This window comes from Bacillus sp. GC_Bacil_1 (assembly GCF_026540675.1).
GTDB classification, from domain to species: domain Bacteria; phylum Bacillota; class Bacilli; order Bacillales; family Bacillaceae_G; genus Bacillus_A; species Bacillus_A cereus.
Map to the genome: position 1 here is coordinate 397,123 of NZ_JALNUG010000003.1, position 22,410 is coordinate 419,532.

Consider the following 22,410-nt stretch of genomic DNA (forward strand, 5'->3'; position numbering starts at 1 on the left):
GTTACTTTTATTTTAGCAAATTACAATATTATAAAGTGTAAATTTTTTGTAAAGACATCCGTACAACCTAATGTTTTAGTTCAAATAACAAGTTAATATTCGTTTTTAATACTCTTTCTAACTGTTTTTTTTGTTTTTCAGCTTGCACTTTTTCCGCTAATGCTGATTGTTCGCATAAAACTTTAAACGTTAACCCTTCTTCGTTTTCTGTTATAGATATGGTATCAACAAGCGATCGTTGCCTTACATTTAAAGTAGCTGAAAATTGTAAAACAGCTCCTAACAGGCGGATTTTTTTTTGTTCGCTTTTATCAAACCAACCTTCAAATGGTGATAAATGTTGTTTAAATAACATTTTTGATTTATACGATGCAATAAGTGCTAGCCTTACTCGATCTTTATGCATCATGCCATCAATCGTCTTATTCGCTAATAAATAAAACGTATGTAAACGGCTCGCTTCTTCGTCTATATATTTGCCTATATTAAATACTTTCGCTGCTTGATGGAACACTTCCCAGTCTTTTATTGACATAGAAATAAGCCCTATTTCCTCAAGTTGTTTGCAAATTAGTCTTCCATGTTTAATAAGTTGAATTACAAATTCCATATCCATTTCGTATTCATGTGATAGTAAATGCAAACTTTCTTCAACTACGTTCGGATAATATGAAATCCCCAAATCTTTTGTCAACTCTTCATAGAAAACACCTTCTCTTAACCCTTTTCTACTTAATACAAATGCCGGTGCCTCTATAACATGAACAAGTGTATGAAATACTTCAACCGCTGGAATAATCGTATCCGCTCGATCTTTTGCCAATCCTTCCAATTTCTGAAGTTCTATGAACGACAATTTTTCTAATTCATCTTTTACATTTTCAATATCTTCTTCTTTCATCTTGTATAAATGTAATCCTGCTATAGGATAACATATTAAATTTTGATGGATTTTTACTAAGTTCCTCGCACTACCACCAATTGCAATAAGAGGCAATTTCTTATTGCTTAACCATGGTAACGTTCGAAATTGAAACTCTAAATACCGTTGCATTCCTTCTAACTCATCTTTAGTAGGAATATCACCTTTAATAAATTGTTGCTTTAAAGAAAGTGCCCCAAAAGGAAAACTATGGTACTCTAAAATCTCTCTATTTCTAAAGTATGTAACTTCCGTACTTCCCCCACCAATATCTACCGTTATTCCTTCTGAAAACGATGTAGAATTCATAACCGCCAAGTATCCGTAACGCGCTTCCTCATACTCTGATAATACTCTAAGAGTAAAGTCCGTTTGTCCTTCAATAAGCTTTTTAATTTCCTCTTGATTCTCAGACTGTCTAATTGTTGCTGTTGCAACACAAAGTACATGATGCAACTGATGGAACCTTGTACTTTCTTGAAATTGAAATAATGTCTGTAATAATACTTCTAGTCCCTCTTCATTCAACACACCATCAATTAAGTAATTCCTTAACCTAGCAACCACTTTTGTATTTTCAATCTCTTTATAAAAACCTCCATTTTTCTTTTCATAAATAACTAAACGCATTGTATTAGATCCAATATCTATAATGGCATACTGTTGTTTTAATATTTCTTTCAAACTTCTCACTCTTTCATTATCAAATTTCAAAAACATATTCTATTACTATTATACAAAATAGTTGTTTTTTGTAACAATATTGCTTTAATATTGAAAATATATACAATCACTTTTTGCATATAATAAAAACCTCTTTTATTTATGGTATAATAATGAAAAATTGAAAGGAGATTCAATATGAAACCTTCACAACCACAATCTCAATTACAAAACCAACATTCTATTAATCGACTAGCTCAATCTATTTTCGTTGTGAATCGTCATGCTAAAGCAGCTACTAATCCTAAATATTTATACTGGTTAAAAAAGACAGCTTTAGAACGTTTGATTGCTGAAAAAAAAGCAATTAAAGAAGGATTACATTTTTCTAGAAACCCACGTTTTAGCCAACAACAATCTGATGTCCTTATACGTTTAGGCGATTATTTTTTCCACATCCCTCCTACGAAAGAAGATTTTCGAATTCTACCGCATCTTGGTCATCTTGAATCCTCCTATCGAAATCCGAAAACAACCTTATCTTTAACAGTAGCAAAAAAAACACTTCAAGATTATATTGGTCCTGAAGCATTGAAACAAGAAAAAAAATTAAGTGAACCTGTTCCATGGTATAGTCGTACTTATACAAAAAAATAAAACAGTTTGGCCAAGTGTAGGCCAAACTGTTTTATTTTTTCTCTTCCTTAATTTTAATATTTGCTTGTTTATAAAAAGCTACTTTTTCTGTATTATAAGACTTTGTGAATTCATTAAATTTATCTTTTTCTGACTCAATATCCTTATAAGATTGATTTACTACTTTTACTTTTTCACTAATATCTTTTAATTTAGTACCTTTATCTTGTAACATTGTGTATAACTCTTTTTCTTGTTTTAAAGATTTATTATAGCTGTCATACATTTTATTAAATGAATCGTGTCGTTTCTCATAGGTTCTTTTCACTTTATCAGCTTGATCTTTCAACTTATTATCTTCAATTTTCTTCACATACTTATCAGCTGACTTCACTTCTTCTTGCGCTTTATTTAAAGCCTCTTTTTCTTTTGTAAGTACTTTTTCTCGTTCAGTTGTATTCTTTGCTGCTTGATTCAATTTTTCTTTAACAGTTTGATTATTATCTTTTCCTTCTTGCACAATCTGGTTATATAATTCTTGTCCTTCTTTCTCTAAAGCCTCAAGTTTTTTTGCATCTTCAAACATTGTTTTTTCTTGTTTAGCAGCGTTTTCAAACGCTACATATAATTCTTCTTCTGGTTTCGGTCCAAAACAACCGGCTAATAAAGTCATTGATAATGCAGTTATAATTGCTAATTTACTATATTTCAACATCTCTTCCTCCTATTTATAAACGACCATCGTGTAATATAAAAAAGTTATAAAATATGTAATTGTTCTATACACTCGCATCTTTTTTACGAAGATCATTAATATTGTTTGTACGAATTATTACTTAATATTACATTATTCTTTTTGAAGTATTTAGCAGTTCCATATCCATTTTTAAGTATAGTTCTTCGTGTTTTTTAAAACCTGTTCACACTATGTATTACCTTAATGGCCACAGAATTTCACCTCAGTCTTAATAAGACTATAATAGTTCACCTGATAAAAGGTGATCGTTCCGCTCTCACGTCTATCATTCCCTTTCCAGCTTTCTATCAAATAATCTCTTTGTTCATTTTACACAGTACAATCAATATCTCGCAACAACTTACAAATATTCTTTTCATTTCCTAAAAAGGAAAAGTGTAGAGCTTGCTTTCCTCTACACTTTTAAAATAAAACACATTGTGCAAATTGTATTGGCACTACCATCATAATTATATGCTTATTTCATATATTTTTAAAGACTTTTATTACAAACGCAACGTTTTTTGTAATAAAAGTCAAAAAAATGTTACAAATAAAACTTCTTCCTATCATATATCTTCAAATCAAAGCTTCACTCATTTTCTTGCAAATTTCTATACTGATACAATTGATTTTGCGACTTTCTCAACAGTTCTTCAAACGTTTTTCCTTCTACTGGATAGCTAGCTGCTCCAAATAAAAGAGTGACACTGAGTAAATCACCTTCTATTTCACTTTCAATATTTTTCATTAATCTGTTTGTTATTGTTGATGTTTCATGACCATTATCAATTGCTACAATAACATACTTATTTTCATCCCACTTTGTAACAACATCTCCCTTCCGAATTGTCTTTACAATGGTACTCTCTAATTTTTGTACTAACACTCCCAATTTTTTTTCTTGCAACGTGTCTTTTAATCCTTCCCATTCTTTTACAGAAAGAATGTAAACCGTAATATTACGGGAATCTCTTTCAGATAAAGCGGCTACTTTCCCAAAAAAATCAACAACAAAATCGTTGCTTGCCATTCCTCCCCCTTCCACATTCATACGCTTGTTCGCTCTTTTATCGTACCAATGTCCAAAATAATAACTTAGTATCATTTGCAATATATAAATAATAAAGACGGTATAAAATGATCGTGAATCCAGTTTTGCAATTACATCCTGAAGTGCAATCCATTCTGTAACTGCCACTGTATTTCCAAGTAATAATCCACTAATTTTCCCTTTATGTTTCATACTTCTCCCCCTTTTATACCAATATATGTTTCTATATCAATAATGTTTTTCTACAAAATAAAAAATGTACATATGCAATGTACATTTCTGCTTAAGCTTGTATACCTTTCCTACTCTATTTCATATATATAATATATAACTTTTATAGAAAGGAGTAATCTATATGCTACAAAAAGAGAATCTATCAGATGCTATGCGTTTACTAGCTGGTTTTCTATTATCATTAAAATTATTATTTACCTCTTTCGGCATACACTTTATTACAAACGATCAAATCGACGCTATTGTTAATGTTGTTTCATTTTTATTTATTCTATACTTTGGCTACAAAAATAACTATGTAGGAAAAAAAGGAATAGAGCAAAAGAAAATACTCAAAAAACACAACCTTCACTAAAAAAGGAACCTTTTGTACAGGTTCCTTTTTATCATTGCCGCACAACAACTTCATTTGTTTGCAGTGGACCATATGATATCTCTTTATCTTGAAATGTATATGTAGCCTGAAAGAATGCTTGTTTAAGAGATTTATCTTTATTAGCTTTTATTTTGCAACGTAGTTCCACCTTTTCATTCGGTAACAAGTCATCAATTCGCCACCTTACAAGCTGGAATAAAAACTCACTTATCCCCTTATCAACTTTTAAAGAATTAGGAATATAAGCAAAGTAATCTCGAATCATATGACTTACAACAACTCTCGAAATCATTTCTAGCCCTTTATTTTCCACTTCAATTCGCATAATAAGTATGTCGTTTACATCGTAGGTCAATTCATACGAAAATTGTTCTGTATACATACTACCAATTTGCAATGTAACGGCTACTTGAGGAAATTCATTTTCCTTTTTCGATCCGTCAATCCACAATACTGGTTGTAGCGGTATTGAATACTTTCCTGTATCCGAAATTCGTCCCCATATTTTCATAATATATATTCACCTCATTTCAGATGTACCATACACACAATGAATTCCCCAACTTACTAAAGCTTGCTACAAGTAATGTTTAATATTTCTCTTCCTTTTATCCTATTCGACAATATGAAGAAAAAACCATTTTTCATCTATTAACAGAAGGTGTTCTTTATGAAATTTTTTTACAATTTACTTCATTTCCTTTATAGCAATATTCGTATCGCTCACTCGTTCTCTACTCATATGAAAGAATATTTTGACGGAAGAAAAAATTTGCCTTATAGTCAAATTTGACTATAATATTCTTTATGGCATATTAGTGCACTTATGGAAAAGAAATTAAAATCAACTATACATTTAAATTTTTTATCCACTGCACTCAAAACTTAATATAGTTTACTTATTTCTAAAGGAGGGTTATATTTGGAAACTCAACCATTAAAAAAAGACACCAACAAGACAAAATTTGTTGTTGCTGGTTTGCTGCTTGGTATATTAATGGCCGCAATGGATAATACAATCGTTGCAACCGCAATGGCAACAATTGTTGGAGACCTAGGAGGCTTTGATAAGTTTGTTTGGGTCACATCAGCTTATATGGTAGCAACAATGGCAGGGATGCCTATCTTTGGGAAACTTTCTGATATGTACGGGCGGAAACGTTTTTATATTGGGGGCCTCATTCTTTTCTTATTCGGTTCTGCGCTTTGCGGAACAGCTTCAAGTATTGAGCAATTAAGTATTTATAGAGCTATTCAAGGTATCGGTGGTGGTGCCCTTATGCCTATCGCCTTTACAATTATGTATGATATCTTCCCACCAGAAAAACGCGGGAAGATGACAGGGCTATTCGGTGCTGTTTTCGGGACATCTAGTGTATTCGGTCCTTTATTAGGTGCTTATATTACAGACTATATAAGTTGGCATTGGGTCTTCTATATCAATATTCCATTAGGACTTATCTCCTTTTTCTTCATTACTAAATACTACAGTGAGTCTCTAGAATTTAGAAAACAAAAAATTGATTGGGCTGGTGCTATTACACTTGTCATAAGTATCGTTTGCTTAATGTTCGCATTAGAACTTGGTGGTAAGGAATATGCCTGGAATTCCACTGTAATTATTGGCTTATTTACAACAGTAGTTATTGCGCTTATTATTTTCTTCTTTGTAGAAAGAAAAGCAACCGAGCCTATTATTTCGTTCCATCTATTTAAAAAACCTTTATTCGCAGCTAGTCAAGGAGTTGCCTTTTTCTATGGTGCTGCTTTTATTATCTGTACAGTTTATATTCCAATCTTCATTCAAGGCGTTCTTGGAGGTTCGGCCTCTAATGCTGGATTAATTTTAACACCAATGATGGTTGGTTCTGTAATTGGAAGTCAAACAGGAGGACAATTAGCTTCTCGAACAAGCTATCGTAACATTATGATGGTATCTGGTGTCTTCTTCGTTCTTGGTATTTATTCATTAAGTACTTTAACAATGGACACACCTCGTTTACTCGTAACACTATTTATGATTCTCGCTGGGCTTGGTGTTGGCTTCTCATTCTCAGTATTAAGTATGTCTTCTATTCACAAGTTAGAAATGCGAGACCGCGGTTCGGCGACATCAACAAACTCATTCTTCCGATCACTCGGTATGACTCTTGGTGTAACGATTTTCGGTACAATTCAAAATCATATTTTTACAGATAAACTAAACTCTGTGTTCTCCCCTGAACTAGCAAAATTAGCTCCAAAAGGCGGAGACACAAGTTTCTTATTATCACCAGGCGCTACCGCAAAAATTCCTGTTGAAATATTAGCGGGTATTAAAGAAGCTCTCGCTACATCTATTGCGAACACATTCTTCTGGGCACTCATCCCGGCTGTACTAAGTGTTATTTGTATTTTACTAATGGGAAATGAACGCCTCTTTACAGGCCCTAAAAAGAAAGAAAAACAAAAGCAAGTCAGTTAATATAAAAAAGAAGCGGCATATCCCTTTATGAAAAAGGATATGCCGTTTATAATATGTATAAAGTTTTTATATACAGGAGTTGAGACAGCATGAGCATGAAATTAGTCATTCTCGGCTTGCTACTCGAAGGAGATAAACATCCATATGAAGTGCAGCATATTATGAAAGAACGACAAATGGATTGTTATATTAAATATGCTAAAGGATCACTTTATTACGCTTTCGAGCAATTAGAAAAGCAAGGCGCAATTCACATTACAAATGTAATTAGAGACACAAACCGACCTGACAAAACGATTTTTCATATAACAGAAGAAGGCAAAAAACTATTCCACACTTTACTATTAAAACAATTCGAAGCAAAAAACCAAATATATAAACCTATTTATTCAGCCCTATCTTTCGCTCACTTTAGCAATGATCATGAATTAGTTCCTATTTTAGAAAAAAAGAAAAATGATACTCTTCAATATTTACATACTATGCAAACGATATATGATTGTAATAAAGGAAAGGTTCCACGTGCACAACTATATATCTTGCAAAGTGTAATTGAGCATATTACAGTTGAATTACAATGGCTAAACACCCTCCTTAAAGATGCTATAGCAGGCCGACTTTCAGAAGTTGCTATAGATGAAAATTGAGCTATGAAAGAAGACATCCCTACTTCTTTCATAGCTCAATTTCTCTTTTTATACTGTAATATTATTAGTTACTTCAGAGTAAAAAGTCAGAATAATAAGAAATAAAAACTTTGGAATTTTCTTATTTTAAAACAGTAGACAAAATTCCAAAAATTGTGTTAGAATTTGTTTCAATATCATATCGCTTGTTAAATTCCTTTCAAAAGGAAAATAGGTACACGAACATTTCGTTTCGTGTTTAAAAGGGAAGCTTGGTGAAACTCCAACACGGTCCCGCCACTGTAAATGCTGAGATTTCTTTTTGGTGCCACTGTGAAAACGGGAAGGTGAAAGAAATTATATGAAGCATAAGTCAGGAGACCTGCCTGTTTTAACAACACTGATAGATTCACGGATGATGATGAGGTGTTAAAACAAAAAGGAAGGCTTATTTTCTATGTCTTTGCACTTTTTGTTATAAGTATTTCCTAGTAAACGGAAATGCTTACTTTCAATTAGGGAGGAATTTAAAATGGCAATTCAAACAAGTAACTTAGGTTATCCACGTATCGGACTACAACGAGAGTGGAAAAAAACATTGGAAGCTTTTTGGTCCAATAAAATTGATGAAGAACAATTTTTAACAACAATGAAAGAAATTCGCCTTCAACACGTAAAAGTACAGCAAGAAAAAGGGATTGAACTCATTCCAATTGGCGACTTTACATATTATGATCACGTTTTGGATACTGCCTATATGCTAGGATTTATCCCATCACGTTTTTCTGAGTTTACATCTTACCTTGATGTATATTTCGCAATGGCGCGTGGCTCTAAAAATCACGTAGCTTCCGAAATGACAAAATGGTTTAACACAAACTATCACTATATCGTTCCTGAATATGAAGAGGGATTACAAATCTCTTTAAAAGATAATCGTCCACTTCGCTTATACGAAGAGGCAAAACAAGAATTAGGAGTAGATGGAAAGCCTGTTATTTTAGGTCCATATACTTTCTTAAAATTAGCTAAAGGCTATACACAAGAACAATTCCCTTCCATTTTAAAACAGTTAGTTGCACCTTACGTACAACTGCTTTCAGAACTACATGCAGCTGGTGCACAAGCCATTCAAGTTGATGAACCAATTTTCGCTTCTTTAACGAAAGAAGAAGTTCAACAAGCAAAAGAAATTTATGAAGCTATTCGTAAAGAAGTTCCAAATGCGACTCTTCTTTTACAAACATATTTTGATAGCGTGGAAGAAAACTATGAAGAAATTATTACATTCCCGGTATCCGGTATTGGATTAGATTTCATTCATGGTAAAGAAGGTAATTTAAATGCTATTTCAAAATATGGATTCCCAGCTGATAAAACTTTAGCTGTCGGTTGTATAGATGGCCGTAACATTTGGAGAGCTGACCTTGATGAAGTTCTTGAGTTATTTACAACGTTACAAAAACAAGTCCAAACGAAAGATTTCATCGTTCAGCCTTCTTGTAGCTTATTGCATACACCGATCGATAAAACAGAAGAAACTCACTTATCGACTGAGCTATTTGATGCATTAGCATTTGCAAATCAAAAATTAGAAGAGTTAGTTCTTATTCATTCCGCTCTCACTCAAGGTACAGAAAGCATTAGTAATGAGCTGGAAACATATCGAAACGTACATCATACAATTCGCTCATCTGCTGCACGTAACCGAGAAGATGTTAAAGCAGCACGAACAGCACTAAAAGAAGAAGATTTTTCACGCCCTCTTCCATTTGAAAAACGATACGAATTACAACAAGTTGCCCTGGAGTTACCACTATTACCAACAACGACTATTGGTAGCTTCCCGCAAACAACTGAAGTTCGTCAAACGCGAAAAGAATGGCGTAACGGTGTTATTTCAAATGAACAATATGAACAATTTATTGAAAAAGAGACAGAAAAATGGATTCGTTACCAAGAAGAAATTGGGCTTGATGTCCTTGTACATGGTGAATTTGAAAGAACTGACATGGTCGAATATTTTGGTGAGCGCCTTGCTGGTTTCTCATTCACTAAAAACGGTTGGGTACAATCATACGGTTCCCGCTGCGTAAAACCACCTGTTATTTATGGTGATGTAGCCTTTATTAACGGCATGACTATTAAGGAAACAGTTTATGCACAAAGCTTAACGGAGAAAGTTGTAAAAGGAATGTTAACTGGACCTGTTACGATTTTAAATTGGTCCTTCGTTCGAAATGACATTCCAAGAAAAGAAGTTTCGTATCAAATTGCACTAGCTCTTCGTCACGAAATTGAACTACTTGAATCTTCCGGAATTAGAGTAATCCAAGTCGATGAACCAGCACTTCGTGAAGGAATGCCACTAAAAGAAAAAGATTGGGATGCTTATATTACATGGGCAGTACAATCCTTCCTTTTAGCAACTTCTTCTGTAGCAAACGAAACACAAATTCATACTCATATGTGTTACAGTAACTTCGAAGATATTGTTGACGCGATTCGCGCATTAGATGCAGATGTAATTTCTATCGAAACATCAAGAAGTCACGGAGAATTTATTGATACGTTAAAACATACAACATATGAAAAAGGCATCGGCCTAGGTGTATATGATATTCATAGCCCACGTGTACCGAGTAAAGATGAAATGTATAAAATCGTAGAACAATCTTTAGAAGTATGCGATCCTAAATATTTCTGGATTAATCCTGATTGTGGTTTAAAAACGAGAAGAACAGAAGAAGTTATTCCAGCTTTAGAACATATGGTGCAAGCAGCGAAAGATGCTCGTTCCCTTTTAAAAACAAACGCATAACAAAAATGGGTTATCCTTTTCTCAGGATAACCCATTTTTTATTCTTTACTTTCAAAGAAGAATTCGTATTGTATTTTATATAATTCATCATCCGTTGGCTCTTCAAGAGGAATTGCTTGTAAGACAACTGTATACTCACCATTTGGAATAGATATTTGAAATTTGTTTGAAAGAATACTCGTTATAACGATACTTTCATTTTCAACCGTAAAAGGAACCGTAATCGTTCTAACCACTTCTTCTTTTTCAATATGTTTCCCTGGGGTCACTTTCACTTCACAAGTATAATCAGAAAGTGCTTCAAAAATAACAGTTCCCTCTGCCTCAGCATAACCCCTTTCAAAATCTTCATCCGTCCAGTCTACATAAGGCTGCTCACCGTCATAGTTCATCAACATTAATTGCGAATAAGAAATTGTTAACTCCATAGTTCCCCTTCTCCTTCATTATGAAATGTACAAATACTACTTCACTTCAAATTTCACACGCGTACCATCTGGATATTTATCTAACTTATTCCCTACCCAAGAGCCTGCTCCCCGGTTATCCGCCGGACTTATATATTCAATATGTGCTCCTTTTCCGCCTTCCTTGCACATCGCCATTGGCCATTCATCACGATCATACCCTTTTTTTGATGGATACGGTGCTAACGACAATTTCCTTCTATCTGCAGCACCACCACGATCGATTGTACAAACTTCTGAATGCCCTTCTTTTATAGCATCCGTAATATGTTTTCCTGTCTCTGGGTAACGTTCTTTCGGAAATTCTAACACTTGATCATACGTATTCGTTTTCTTTACACTTGTTTCCTCTGGCACAAGTACTTCATAAACTGCTACTAAAATAGACAGAATTGCGATAATTGAAATGATAATACCTTTTAATTGCTTCATGTATACCTCCATGTTTCTACCAGTTTCTTTTCCTCAGTTATTATAACAAACTTCTCCTGTATATGTTTTCAGACATTATTTTAGTTATTCCTTGCCATTCCGCCAAAAAATTTCATTTTTTCACTAATGCTGTAGAAAACTAATAGCCTTCCGACATTCTTTTTCAAAGGAAGTCCTCATAAAAGATTGAAATGATATATACGATACTTTTTGGGGAGGAAATATCATGGAAGCTACCTATAAAACGAAAGATGTCACGAATAAAACAGGCATCCCAAAACATATAGTCCGCAAATATAGTCAACTGTTAGAGGAACATGGTTATATGATTTCTAAAACAGCTGATGCTCGTATTTATAAACTTGATGATTTAAAACTATTGAAATCTATACATGAAAGAGCTGCCACATTACAAGAAGATATTTCAGAAACGATACCGATTATTTTAAAAGAAAAAGAGGCCCCACCTGTACCAGTTATACAAGATAAGCAAGAGATACAACCGAAAGAAAAAGAAGATGGGCGTAACTTTGAGGAGTTCATGTTGAAACTTGAAATGCTAGCTCAATTAAATGAAGCAATTATTCATCAAAATTCTACTCTAATTACACAAAATCGTTTAAAGGATGAAAAACTAGATGAATTGATGCAACAAGTGTATGTAAAAGAAGGCTCTCAAGAAAAAATGCTTCAAGAATTAGTCGAGCACGCCGCTCAAACAGATGCATTGCAAAAAGAAAAAATGGACTTATTAATGAATCATATGTATAAACGAGAATCCAAACAAGAAGAAAAAATGAATAAACTTGTTAGTCAAATTTATAACAAGGACAGTAATCGTGATGCACAGCTTATGCAAGTTATTCGAGAAATTCAAGAAACAAAAAGAATGGTCGCTGCCTCAAAAGAGCAAAGCTTCTTTCAATCATTTAAAAGTTTATTTAGCCGAGCAAAACAAGAAAAAACAAATGAATAAACAATATAAAATAAAAAGTTACCTTCCATCGGTAACTTTTATTCCTTATTTTGTACAGCTGGTAATATAATAATTGCTTCAGTGCCTTTTCCACTTTCACTCTTATATTCCAATGTACCATTATGCGCTTGTAAAATACTAAATGTTACCATAAGCCCTAATCCTGTCCCTTTTTCTTTTAAAGAATAATATGGTTGCCCCAGCCTTGCTAACTGTTCTTTCGTCATACCAACACCACTATCTTTAACTCTTATTATGATTGTTTCGTCTTTTTGAATAGCTGTTACTTTTAAATATCCTTTATTTCCTTGAATTGCTTCAATACCATTTTTAACAACATTCATAATAGCTTGCTTCAATTTTGTCTTATCACCAATCGTATAAAGACTTTCTGAAATTTCAACTTGTAAATATACACCTTGCATCGCTGCAAATGACGACATAAGAGTGGTCATTTCTATTAATTGGGCTGATAAACAAATGTGTTCTTTTTTCTCAATTTGCGGCCTTGCTAAATTCAAGTAATCTGAAATAATTTGTTCCGCCCGATCCAATTCAGCTAATACGAGACGCATATAATCCTTATTCTTCACATCTTCCGTACTTTCTAGCAATTGGATAAATCCACGAACAACAGTAAGTGGATTTCGAACTTCATGTGCCACACTTGCTGCTAACTCACTTACAATATTAAGCTTTTCTGATTTTTGCATCTCTGTACGTAGCAATGCATTTTCATTTAAATATTCAGTTAAATACACCTGAAATACCATTGTCATGACCATGATAAGCGAGGCAAATATAAATCCGCTATATATTTGCGAAATATACGGTGTAAATCCTGTTTCCAAAAGAACATTAATCATGCCTAATACTAAAGAAACAAGCACATAAAATGATGAAATCATAAATGCTAAAATTAATTTCTTATCTCTTGAAAAAAGAGACCATTTCTTTGATAAAAATAGCGGAACTATCAATAGAAATGTTACTTCTAAAACTGGAAGAAAGCTCATTCCCTTTAGTAACCATTCATATGCAACAAAAATAACCGCTGGGATTAAACCAACAATCCCACCATATAAAAAACCACTGACAATTGGAATTGGGTGAAAGTTATACCCACACACATTGCCAAAACAAATAGAGTATGTCATGGAGAGAACGAGCGTAACGCTAGATAAAAACATAATAAAGTAACGATTTGGCTTCGGAGGCATTTCTTGATAGCGATTTAAACGAATCGCTTCATATAAAAATAGTGGTAAAATTATGATGGCAATTTGAATCAACAAATCACGGATAAGCTCCATAACCTCTCATCCCCTATATGTATTTTGATATGATTATATCATTTTATAGGTTTATTTGTTTTAAAATTTTGATTTTTCTTAACATATTTGTTAATTCTTTGTTAACAACTCATAATAATTGTTACAGATTTTCGAAATGATTGTAAACCCTGTACCAAATTTCCTTCGTGCAGTATACAATGAATACGGATTACAAAGAAAATGTAAAAATACTTTTTTAGACGGACAACTATAGCAAAATACAGCATATAATCCATACTATCTATGTTTACAAATAAGTGATCATTACTTTAGTAGGAGGAAGATAAATATGGCGGGTACTACGCTTGTTTTAAAAGAAGAAAATTTGGTTGTTCTAGAAAATGTTGAAAAATCAGTATATGAAGAGTTACAGCATAAAGCAGGAGATGAAGATTGCACATGTGCTGTGAACGAATCAGTTGTTCACCTTGGCAAGGTATCCTCTGTACTCTGGAATGAAGATGAAATAGATTGGGAATACGGATATTAAAAAGTCGCTTATAGCGGCTTTTTTTCTCTTTTCTCTCTCTTTCTAAATTACATATACAAAGCGCAATCATAGAAAATATGATAAAATGAACTTAATTTTCAAACGGAAGAAAGGGAGATACAATGGAACAATTCATTAACCCTAGAGTGAAGGATATCCAAATTTCTGGAATCCGTCAATTCTCTAACATGATTCAACACTATGATAATTTGATTTCTTTAACAATCGGACAACCCGATTTCCCTACACCTTCTCTCGTAAAAGAAGCGGCAAAACGGGCTATTACAGAAAACTATACAAGCTATACACATAACGCTGGTTTACTAGAATTACGTAAGGCAGCTTGTAACTTCGTAAAAGATAACTACGATTTACATTACTCACCTGAAAACGAAACCATCGTTACAATTGGTGCTAGCGAAGCAATTGATATTGCATTCCGAACGATTTTAGAGCCAGGAACAGAAGTAATTTTACCTGCTCCTATTTATCCAGGTTACGAACCTATTATTCGATTATGCGGTGCAACGCCCATTTTTGTAGATGTTCGTGAAACTGGATTCCGTTTAACAGCTGACGCGCTAAAAAATGCTATTACAGAAAAAACAAGATGTATCGTACTACCATATCCTTCTAACCCAACTGGTGTAACTTTATCCACAGAAGAATTAAAAGATATTGTAGATGTTTTAAAAGATAAAAATATTTTCGTCCTTTCAGATGAAATTTATAGCGAGCTTGTGTATGAACAAAAGCATACATCTATCGCTCATTTCCCAGAAATGCGTGAAAAGACAATTGTCATTAACGGTTTATCTAAATCACATTCTATGACTGGCTGGCGTGTTGGACTTTTATTCGCACCAAGCTATTTAGCAGGACACATATTAAAAGTTCATCAATACAATGTAACGTGTGCTACTTCAATCGCTCAATACGCTGCGATTGAAGCATTAACAGCTGCTAAAGACGCACCCAAAATGATGCGCCACCAATATAAAAAACGCCGTGATTACGTATATAATAGACTCACTCAAATGGGATTAGCAGTTGAAAAGCCAACAGGTGCATTTTACTTATTCCCATATGTTGGTCATTTGACATCTTCATCATTTGATTTTGCACTTGATCTTGTCAAAGAAGCTGGACTAGCTGTAGTTCCTGGAACAGCATTCTCTGAATACGGTGAAGGCTACCTTCGCTTGTCCTATGCGTATAGTATCGAAACTTTAAAAGAAGGCTGCGACCGATTAGAAGCCTTTCTAAAGAAAAAAGCTAAGAGTTAAACTCTTAGCTTTTTTCTGCATAATGATCACAAGTTTGACGTTTTAGTAATTTATGAGGAATAATGATACACTTTGCAGTGGATTCTGCATTCTCTACTTTATCAACTAAAGCTTTCGCTGCCTCATATCCTAGCTGATAAATATTCACATCAACTGTCGAAAGTGGAGGGCTCGCAATTTCTGATAATAAAGCATTATTAAAGCTTACAATAGAAACATCCTTCGGTACAACGAATCCTTTTTTAGAAAGAGCACTTAACACACCAAGTCCAATTAAGTCATCCGTTGCCATAATTGCCGTCGGCGGTTGCTGCAGTCCCATTAATTCCTCAACGGCTTGTTGACCACTTTCCCTCGAAAAATCAAAATGTAAAATATATTCTTTTGGTAATACAATGTCTGCTAATTTCAAGGCATCACTCATACCAGCTAAACGATCTCTCGTTACAAGTAAATCTGATCCACCACCAATGAACGCGATTTGCTTATGCCCTAATGAAATTAAATATTCTGCCACTTCTCTTGCAGCTGTATAATTGTCATTATCTACATATGTAATTTCATCTTTTCGATCATATGGTTTTCCTATTAAAACAAACGGGAAATTCTGTTCATGTAAATATTGAATAATCCGATCATTCTCCCTTGAATATAAAAGAATAATGCCACCAATTTGGCGTCCCTGTACCATCTTTACGACACCATTAAAAATTTCTTCTTCCGTTTCACCTGTCGACATGTAAAGCGCATAACCTTCTACGTGTGCAAATGAACTAATCCCTCTTATAACTTCTGGGAAAAATGGATTTTGAAAAGCTTTACTTGCAGAACTTGGCATAACAAGACCAAGTGTTTTCGTCGTTTGGTTCGCAAGATTTCTCGCATTTAAATTGGGATGATACCCTAATTCACTCATCACTTTCCTAACACGGCGCTTTGTCTTTTCACTTATACTTGGATTATCAGCAATTACACGAGAAACTGTTGATGGTGCAACATTCGCTTGCTTCGCCACATCTTTAATTGTAACTGTCATAAAAATCCCCCTCCTCTCATTTCTCTGTCATTTTTCATATATTTTATCTCGCATTCATTGCAAGTCATAAACTTTCATTTCTTATATCTTGCAAAACTAATCCTATTCTCCCTCTTCATGTATTGTAAGGGATATAGCTATTTTTTCCTATACTATAATATACTATTTATTTCACTTCTTTTCACATGTGATGTCAAATCTCTTTTCATCTCCCTATAAAGTTATTTATAGGGAGATGAAAAGAAAAATGGGACATAATGTCCCATTTTTCATCCTTTTGTACCTCCAGCTGTTAAACCGGAAACAAAATATTTTTGTAGTGATAGGAATAAAATTGAAATCGGGATCGCAATTAACACTGAACCCGCTGCAAACGTTGTAAATTCATTACCGAATTTTTTCGCAACCATTTCATATAATCCAACTGCTAAAGTATAATTTTCTGGTGTTCGCAAAATAATACTCGCTAAAATGAAATCTGTAAATGGACCAATGAAAGTAAATAATGCTACAACCGCTACGATTGGCTTTGCAAGTGGCATAATGATTTGCCAGAAAATACGGAAATGCCCTGCTCCATCCATTCGAGCTGATTCATCCAACTCTTTCGGAATCGTATCAAAATACCCTTTCATAAGCCATGTATTCATCGGAATTGCTCCGCCCACATAAATTAAAATTAATGCAAGGTGTGTATCAAGTAATCCTGTTAACTGAGCTAATATATATAGTGCGATTAACGCTGCAAAATTCGGGATCATTTGCAGAATTAAAAATGTTAATAAACCATTCTTTCTTCCAACAAAACGATATCTCGAAAATGCATAAGCAGTAAAACTAATGGCTAGTACAGAGAAAATCATCGTCATTACGCTAACTTTCAAAGTATTTTTATACCAAAGTAAGTAATTACTTGAATCGAGATCAAGTAGCTTGCGATAATGATCTAATGTGGCATTTTTCGGAATAATACTTGACCCAGATAAACTATCACCTGGATTAAACGATGAGCCAATTATCCATAGTAATGGATAGAAAACAATCGCACACATTATGAAGATAACTAAATAACTTAATGAAAGACGTAGCATCTTTTGTCGTTTAATATTCATTTACATCATATCCTCTTCTTGGAATGATTTTGTTCTCTTAAATTGCCATAACGCAACTGTAATAACGATTAACGATAAAATCATTGTAAGAGCTGCTGCTTTGCCGTATTGAGCCGAAGTCATCGTTAACTTATAGATCCATGAAATTAAAATATCCGTTCCACCTGCATTTTGTCCAGACACAGCAGGTCCCCCGTTATTAAATAGATAAATAATACTAAAATTATTAAAGTTAAACGTATATTGCGTAATTAATATTGGCGCTGTTGCATATAACACAAGTGGCAATGTAATTTTGCGGAACTGTTGCCAAGCAGTTGCTCCGTCTACTGTAGCCGCTTCATATAATTCTCCTGGAATCGATTGCAGTATACCTGTTGTCATCGCAAAGACGAACGGGAAACCAAGCCACGTTTGAATCATAATTAAAGCAATCTTTGACCAAAACGGGTCTGTCATCCAAGCAATCTTTTCAATCCCGAATAAAGCTAATACTTGGTTATTAATTGCTCCAAATGTTTCATTAAACATACCAGCAAATACAAGAATAGATACGAATGCTGGAACAGCCCACGGTAAAATAAAGATTGTTCGAATAATTGCCTTACCTTTAATACCAGGCTGATTTACGATAATCGCTAAAAAAATACCAAGTGCAACTTGTAATGTTGTTGCAACGAATGTCCAAATGACAGTCCAAGAAAATACACTTAAAAATGTATCTCTCCACATCGGTAATGTGAAAATATCAATAAAGTTTTTAAAGCCCACCCAATCTACTAATTTAGCTGGAGGAGAATGATATAAATCATAGTTTGTAAATCCAATTAAAATTACGAAGATGATTGGAAATACGACAACAAAGATAAGTAGTAGAAAACCTGGTGAAACCATTAAATAAGGAAAGCCTTGATCTAACAAATTACGGTATTGCTCTTTTACAGAATTTAACGGTGTTCCAATATCACGTTTCTTCCCATTTTGATATGCATCATATAAGTTAAATGCATATATGCCAAGCCCAAAAGCGATAACGATAAGTGCCAAGATCCCTTCTACTAATAGAAAGACGGAATGGTCACGTGGAACTTCTGTACCGAGCGTTACAATGCCCCATAATCCCATATTTAATAAATCAGCAAAGGCTACAATAAATGAACCTGTTAATACTAGAAAAATAAGACCTTTTACAAATTGTTTATTATACATTTGGCCCACGCCTGGAATGATTGATAACATGGTTGCCACTTTCCTATGCTTTGAATCATTTAACCCCTTTGCAGGTTCCATAGATGTTTGCATGTTCCTTCCCCCTTTTTTCTTCCTACATGGAAGGGAGAGAATTCGTGCCCCTCATATTAGAGGCACGAATTTCACCTTATTTTTTCTTACTATGATTTGCCTCAATATTACCTTTAATTTGTTTCACTGCACTATCAAGTGCGGATTTTGGTGCTTCTTTATCTGATACAACTAATTGAAGCGCATCTCCAGCTGGTTTCCAAACTTCTTGCATTTCTGGAATGTTTGGCATTGGAATTCCATTTTCAGATTGTGTCGCAACCGCTTTTGCAGCCTCATTTTCTTTAATGATTGGATCTTCCATTACTGATTTTACTGGTGGAATTTCTTTCGTTTTCTCAAAGCGAATTTTAGCATTTTCTTCATTTGTAACCCACTCAGTAAATTTTGTAGCTAAATCATTTTGTTTAGAGAAGCTTGTTACATGCCATCCTTTTACGCCAACGAACGTTTTCATCGGTTGACCATTTGGTAATTTCGGCATTGGAGCAACACCATAGTCTATTCCAGCCTTTTCCATCGCTTGGAATGCCCATGGACCATTCATAATAGATGCTGCTTTTCCTTCATTAAATAATCCATCTGCAGCTGAACCACCAGATTCACCGATAATACCTTTCGGGAATAACTTTTCTTTATACCATTTTTGAATATATTCAGCACCTTGTACCGCACCGCTATTATTTAATCCAATATCATTTGCATTTGGCTTTCCATCTTTTTCACCAAATACATAACCACCCATACCTGCCATAAATGCATTAGCAAAGTAGAAGTTATCTCCTAGTGCTAAAAATCCGTATTTTCCATCTTTCGTAAAGTCTTTTGAGAAGTTAAACAGTTCATCCATCGTTTCCGGCGCTTTTTGCATCATTTTTTTATTATAAATAAAGATTGGTGTTTCAATCGCTTTTGGTAAACCATATATTTTTCCGTTATATGTTTGTGCTTCTATTGATAAATCTGTAAATTTACTTTTTACTGTATCATCTACTTTCACTTCTGAAAGTAGCCCTTCTGTTACCGCATTACCAATATGATCATGTGGCAATGTTACAACATCTGGCCCTGTGCCAGCTGGACCGTCGAGACGAAGTTTTTCTATTTGTTTCGTCATCTGAACCTCTTCAACTTTTACTTTCACATTATATTTCTTTTCAAAACTTTTCACCGCTGGCTCTAGACCCACACCTTTTTTCTCATCTTCCCAAACAAGAAGATCATAGTCTTTTTTCGCTTTACTTTCCTCTTTTTTCCCTGAATCTTTCGGTCCACATGCAGATAACATACCAATAGATAATGCTGAAACCGTTAATAATGATAATGCTTTCTTCATCCCAAAAACCTCCCTAAATTGTCTATGTACCTTAGTAACTGAAAACGTTTGCATTTAATAGTTTAATTGAAGCGCAAACAATATCTCAAGTCTATGAAAACGTTTGCGCTATTTGTCTATCATTATACATTCTTTTATTCATTTTGCAAATATTAATTTAAAAATTATGTCATTATACTCTTTATACATTGACTTTATATTAAATGAATACTACTCTTATAAGCAATATTAAAGCTATAAGAAAGGCAATCGTTTGCAATATAGGCTTTATTATTACACTTAAGGGAATACTATGTATAGAGATATTGAAGGGGGATTTTCTATATGTTTAAAGAAGCCATTTATCATAGGCCGAAAGATAATTATGCATACGCTTACGATGAACAAACAATTCACATCCGAATACGTACTAAGAGAGATGATGTTCAAAGCGCCGATCTTATTTACGGTGATCCTTACGAATGGAAAGATGGGAAATGGATATCAGCAAGTACACCAATGAAAAAAACGGGTTCTACTGCATTATTTGATTATTGGTCCATTGCAATCGAACCAAAATTTAAGCGCTTACGTTATGGGTTTGAATTAAAATCTGAAACAGACACTCTTATTTATACAGAGCGAGGATTCTTTTCTAACATTCCAAATGATGATGTTGGTAACTTTTTTTGTTTTCCATTTATTCATGCAGATGATGTATTCAAAGCACCATCTTGGATTAAAGACACCATTTGGTATCAGATTTTCCCTGAACGATTCGCTAATGGCGATAGTACGCTGAATCCAGAAAACACCCTTCCTTGGGGAAGTGCGAATCCTACTCCAACTAATTTTTTCGGTGGGGATTTTGCTGGTGTTATTCAAAACCTTGATTACCTTGTTAAGCTTGGCATTTCCGGAATATATTTCACACCTATTTTCAAAGCTCATTCAAACCATAAATATGACACAATTGACTATATGGAAATTGATCCACAATTTGGGACGAAAGAAACTTTTAAAGAGCTCGTTGAAGAATGTCATAAGCACGGTATAAAAGTCATGCTCGATGCTGTGTTTAATCATAGTGGATACTTTTTCGAGAAATTTCAAGACGTACTAGAGAATGGTGAGAAGTCCGCATATAAAGAGTGGTTCCACATTCATGATTTCCCGATTATAACCGAACCACTTCCAAATTATGATACTTTCGCCTTTACACCGTATATGCCTAAATTAAATACAGCTCATCCAGATGTAAAAGAGTACTTACTTGAAGTAGGACGTTATTGGGTACGAGAATTCAATATAGATGGCTGGCGCCTTGATGTCGCAAATGAAGTCGATCACAACTTTTGGAGAGAATTCCGAACTGAAATAAAAACATTAAATCCTGAAGTATATATTTTGGGAGAAATTTGGCACGATGCCCTTCCGTGGCTACAAGGTGATCAATTTGATGCTGTCATGAGCTATCCTGTTACAAACGCTCTACTTTCTTACTTTGCTAACGATTCCATTAAAGCAAGTGAATTCATGAAGCAAATTACAGAATCTCTACATTCCTACTCTATGAATGTAAATGAAGCAGCCTTTCATTTATTAGATAGCCATGATACTCCAAGAATTTTAACAACATGCAATGGAGATAAAAATAAGTTGAAATTGCTCTATGTATTCCATCTTTCTTTCATCGGCTCTCCATGTATTTATTACGGAGATGAAATCGGCATGGATGGTGGTATGGACCCCAATTGCCGTAAATGTATGATTTGGGATACTAAAGAACAAGATCATGCATTATTTACACATATACAAACATTGATTTCATTACGAAAACAACATGCAGCTTTTGGAGGACATGGTACTTTTCAATTCATCGAAGCAAATGATGAACATAATTATATTTCTTATACGAAAACATATGAGGATGAAACTATCTTTTTCGTTTTAAACCCTACTAATAGTGAAGTTACAGTTTCACTCCCTCTTCATGTTACTGGTAAGAAAATAATTAACATTTATACAAATGAAGAATTTTCAGCAGAAGCAAGTGTATTACAAGTTACACTTCCTCCATATGGATTCTCCATATTAAAATGGTAATCAAAAAAGCCTTATGCCAAGG

At 34.0% G+C, this 22,410-nt stretch carries 20 protein-coding genes and 1 riboswitch; of the genes, 9 read left to right on the forward strand and 11 right to left on the reverse strand.

Annotated features, from left to right (window positions below; all coding sequences use genetic code 11):
- Positions 1 to 67: 67 nt before the first annotated feature.
- The gene (locus OXT04_RS07375; protein ID WP_141534246.1) at positions 68 to 1,642 is read right to left on the reverse strand and encodes a Ppx/GppA family phosphatase; all 1,575 of its coding nucleotides are present in this window, start codon (positions 1,640 to 1,642) and stop codon (positions 68 to 70) included.
- A gap of 141 nt (positions 1,643 to 1,783) precedes the next feature.
- On the opposite strand from OXT04_RS07375, the gene OXT04_RS07380 reads away from it, so the two are divergent.
- A complete protein-coding gene (locus OXT04_RS07380) occupies positions 1,784 to 2,242 on the forward strand; it encodes a YkyB family protein (protein ID WP_000804864.1) in 459 nt (152 codons plus the stop codon).
- Positions 2,243 to 2,273: 31 nt separating this feature from the next.
- Here the strand turns inward: OXT04_RS07380 and OXT04_RS07385 are convergent, their stop codons facing one another.
- Both OXT04_RS07385 and OXT04_RS07390 read right to left on the reverse strand, forming a co-directional pair.
- Complete coding sequence (locus OXT04_RS07385; protein WP_025118093.1) at positions 2,274 to 2,936, reverse strand: YkyA family protein; 663 nt, start codon at positions 2,934 to 2,936, stop codon at positions 2,274 to 2,276.
- A gap of 613 nt (positions 2,937 to 3,549) precedes the next feature.
- A complete protein-coding gene (locus tag OXT04_RS07390) occupies positions 3,550 to 4,203 on the reverse strand; it encodes a diguanylate cyclase domain-containing protein (RefSeq protein WP_000680816.1) in 654 nt (217 codons plus the stop codon).
- A gap of 163 nt (positions 4,204 to 4,366) precedes the next feature.
- Here OXT04_RS07390 and OXT04_RS07395 point away from each other — a divergent pair, with 163 nt between their 5' ends.
- Positions 4,367 to 4,600, forward strand: a complete 234-nt coding sequence (locus OXT04_RS07395; protein WP_000939446.1) for an SPP1 phage holin family protein — start codon at positions 4,367 to 4,369, stop codon at positions 4,598 to 4,600.
- A 31-nt stretch (positions 4,601 to 4,631) separates the two neighbouring features.
- Here OXT04_RS07395 and OXT04_RS07400 read toward each other — a convergent pair whose 3' ends face one another.
- Complete coding sequence (locus OXT04_RS07400; RefSeq protein WP_267414088.1) at positions 4,632 to 5,132, reverse strand: hypothetical protein; 501 nt, start codon at positions 5,130 to 5,132, stop codon at positions 4,632 to 4,634.
- Between the two features lie 411 nt (positions 5,133 to 5,543).
- Here OXT04_RS07400 and OXT04_RS07405 point away from each other — a divergent pair, with 411 nt between their 5' ends.
- The 3 genes from OXT04_RS07405 to metE all read left to right on the forward strand — a co-directional run bounded on the left by OXT04_RS07405 (position 5,544) and on the right by metE (position 10,532).
- Entirely contained in the window at positions 5,544 to 7,085 is a 1,542-nt protein-coding gene (locus tag OXT04_RS07405; RefSeq protein WP_000449906.1) for an MDR family MFS transporter, read from the forward strand.
- Positions 7,086 to 7,174: 89 nt separating this feature from the next.
- The gene (locus OXT04_RS07410) at positions 7,175 to 7,732 is read left to right on the forward strand and encodes a PadR family transcriptional regulator (RefSeq protein ID WP_000062063.1); all 558 of its coding nucleotides are present in this window, start codon (positions 7,175 to 7,177) and stop codon (positions 7,730 to 7,732) included.
- A gap of 195 nt (positions 7,733 to 7,927) precedes the next feature.
- Positions 7,928 to 8,115: riboswitch (cobalamin riboswitch) on the forward strand.
- A 128-nt stretch (positions 8,116 to 8,243) separates the two neighbouring features.
- Positions 8,244 to 10,532 carry a 5-methyltetrahydropteroyltriglutamate--homocysteine S-methyltransferase gene (metE, locus tag OXT04_RS07415; RefSeq protein WP_089171703.1) on the forward strand — a complete coding sequence of 763 codons (2,289 nt, stop codon included), beginning with the start codon at positions 8,244 to 8,246 and terminating at the stop codon, positions 10,530 to 10,532.
- A 38-nt stretch (positions 10,533 to 10,570) separates the two neighbouring features.
- Here the strand turns inward: metE and OXT04_RS07420 are convergent, their stop codons facing one another.
- Positions 10,571 to 10,960: a competence protein ComJ gene (locus tag OXT04_RS07420; RefSeq protein WP_000424024.1), complete on the reverse strand. Its 390-nt coding sequence runs from the start codon at positions 10,958 to 10,960 to the stop codon at positions 10,571 to 10,573.
- 36 nt (positions 10,961 to 10,996) lie between these two features.
- The gene (gene nucA, locus OXT04_RS07425; protein WP_000811494.1) at positions 10,997 to 11,431 is read right to left on the reverse strand and encodes a DNA-entry nuclease; all 435 of its coding nucleotides are present in this window, start codon (positions 11,429 to 11,431) and stop codon (positions 10,997 to 10,999) included.
- A gap of 226 nt (positions 11,432 to 11,657) precedes the next feature.
- Here nucA and OXT04_RS07430 point away from each other — a divergent pair, with 226 nt between their 5' ends.
- On the forward strand, positions 11,658 to 12,407 hold the full coding sequence (locus OXT04_RS07430; RefSeq protein WP_000388467.1) for a DUF3967 domain-containing protein: 750 nt from the start codon (positions 11,658 to 11,660) through the stop codon (positions 12,405 to 12,407).
- A gap of 38 nt (positions 12,408 to 12,445) precedes the next feature.
- Here the strand turns inward: OXT04_RS07430 and kinB are convergent, their stop codons facing one another.
- Positions 12,446 to 13,720 (reverse strand): sporulation sensor histidine kinase KinB, encoded by a 1,275-nt coding sequence (gene kinB, locus OXT04_RS07435; protein ID WP_000420372.1) that lies wholly within the window; start codon positions 13,718 to 13,720, stop codon positions 12,446 to 12,448.
- 310 nt (positions 13,721 to 14,030) lie between these two features.
- Between kinB and OXT04_RS07440 the strand changes: the two genes are divergently transcribed.
- Both OXT04_RS07440 and OXT04_RS07445 read left to right on the forward strand, forming a co-directional pair.
- On the forward strand, positions 14,031 to 14,231 hold the full coding sequence (locus OXT04_RS07440; RefSeq protein ID WP_000929276.1) for a hypothetical protein: 201 nt from the start codon (positions 14,031 to 14,033) through the stop codon (positions 14,229 to 14,231).
- A 122-nt stretch (positions 14,232 to 14,353) separates the two neighbouring features.
- Positions 14,354 to 15,517, forward strand: a complete 1,164-nt coding sequence (locus tag OXT04_RS07445) for an aminotransferase A (RefSeq protein WP_267414094.1) — start codon at positions 14,354 to 14,356, stop codon at positions 15,515 to 15,517.
- Positions 15,518 to 15,521: 4 nt separating this feature from the next.
- Here OXT04_RS07445 and malR read toward each other — a convergent pair whose 3' ends face one another.
- The 4 genes from malR to OXT04_RS07465 form a co-directional block, all read right to left on the reverse strand.
- Complete coding sequence (gene malR, locus OXT04_RS07450; RefSeq protein ID WP_016512354.1) at positions 15,522 to 16,553, reverse strand: maltose operon transcriptional repressor MalR; 1,032 nt, start codon at positions 16,551 to 16,553, stop codon at positions 15,522 to 15,524.
- A 269-nt stretch (positions 16,554 to 16,822) separates the two neighbouring features.
- Positions 16,823 to 17,665, reverse strand: coding sequence for a maltosaccharide ABC transporter permease MalD (gene malD / locus OXT04_RS07455; protein WP_001022603.1), 843 nt, complete (start codon positions 17,663 to 17,665; stop codon positions 16,823 to 16,825).
- A complete protein-coding gene (malC, locus tag OXT04_RS07460) occupies positions 17,666 to 18,967 on the reverse strand; it encodes a maltosaccharide ABC transporter permease MalC (protein ID WP_001194982.1) in 1,302 nt (433 codons plus the stop codon).
- 76 nt (positions 18,968 to 19,043) lie between these two features.
- The gene (locus OXT04_RS07465) at positions 19,044 to 20,303 is read right to left on the reverse strand and encodes an extracellular solute-binding protein (RefSeq protein ID WP_000709931.1); all 1,260 of its coding nucleotides are present in this window, start codon (positions 20,301 to 20,303) and stop codon (positions 19,044 to 19,046) included.
- A gap of 324 nt (positions 20,304 to 20,627) precedes the next feature.
- Between OXT04_RS07465 and OXT04_RS07470 the strand changes: the two genes are divergently transcribed.
- Positions 20,628 to 22,388 (forward strand): alpha-glycosidase, encoded by a 1,761-nt coding sequence (locus OXT04_RS07470; protein WP_000471773.1) that lies wholly within the window; start codon positions 20,628 to 20,630, stop codon positions 22,386 to 22,388.
- The last annotated feature ends 22 nt before the right edge of the window (positions 22,389 to 22,410 follow it).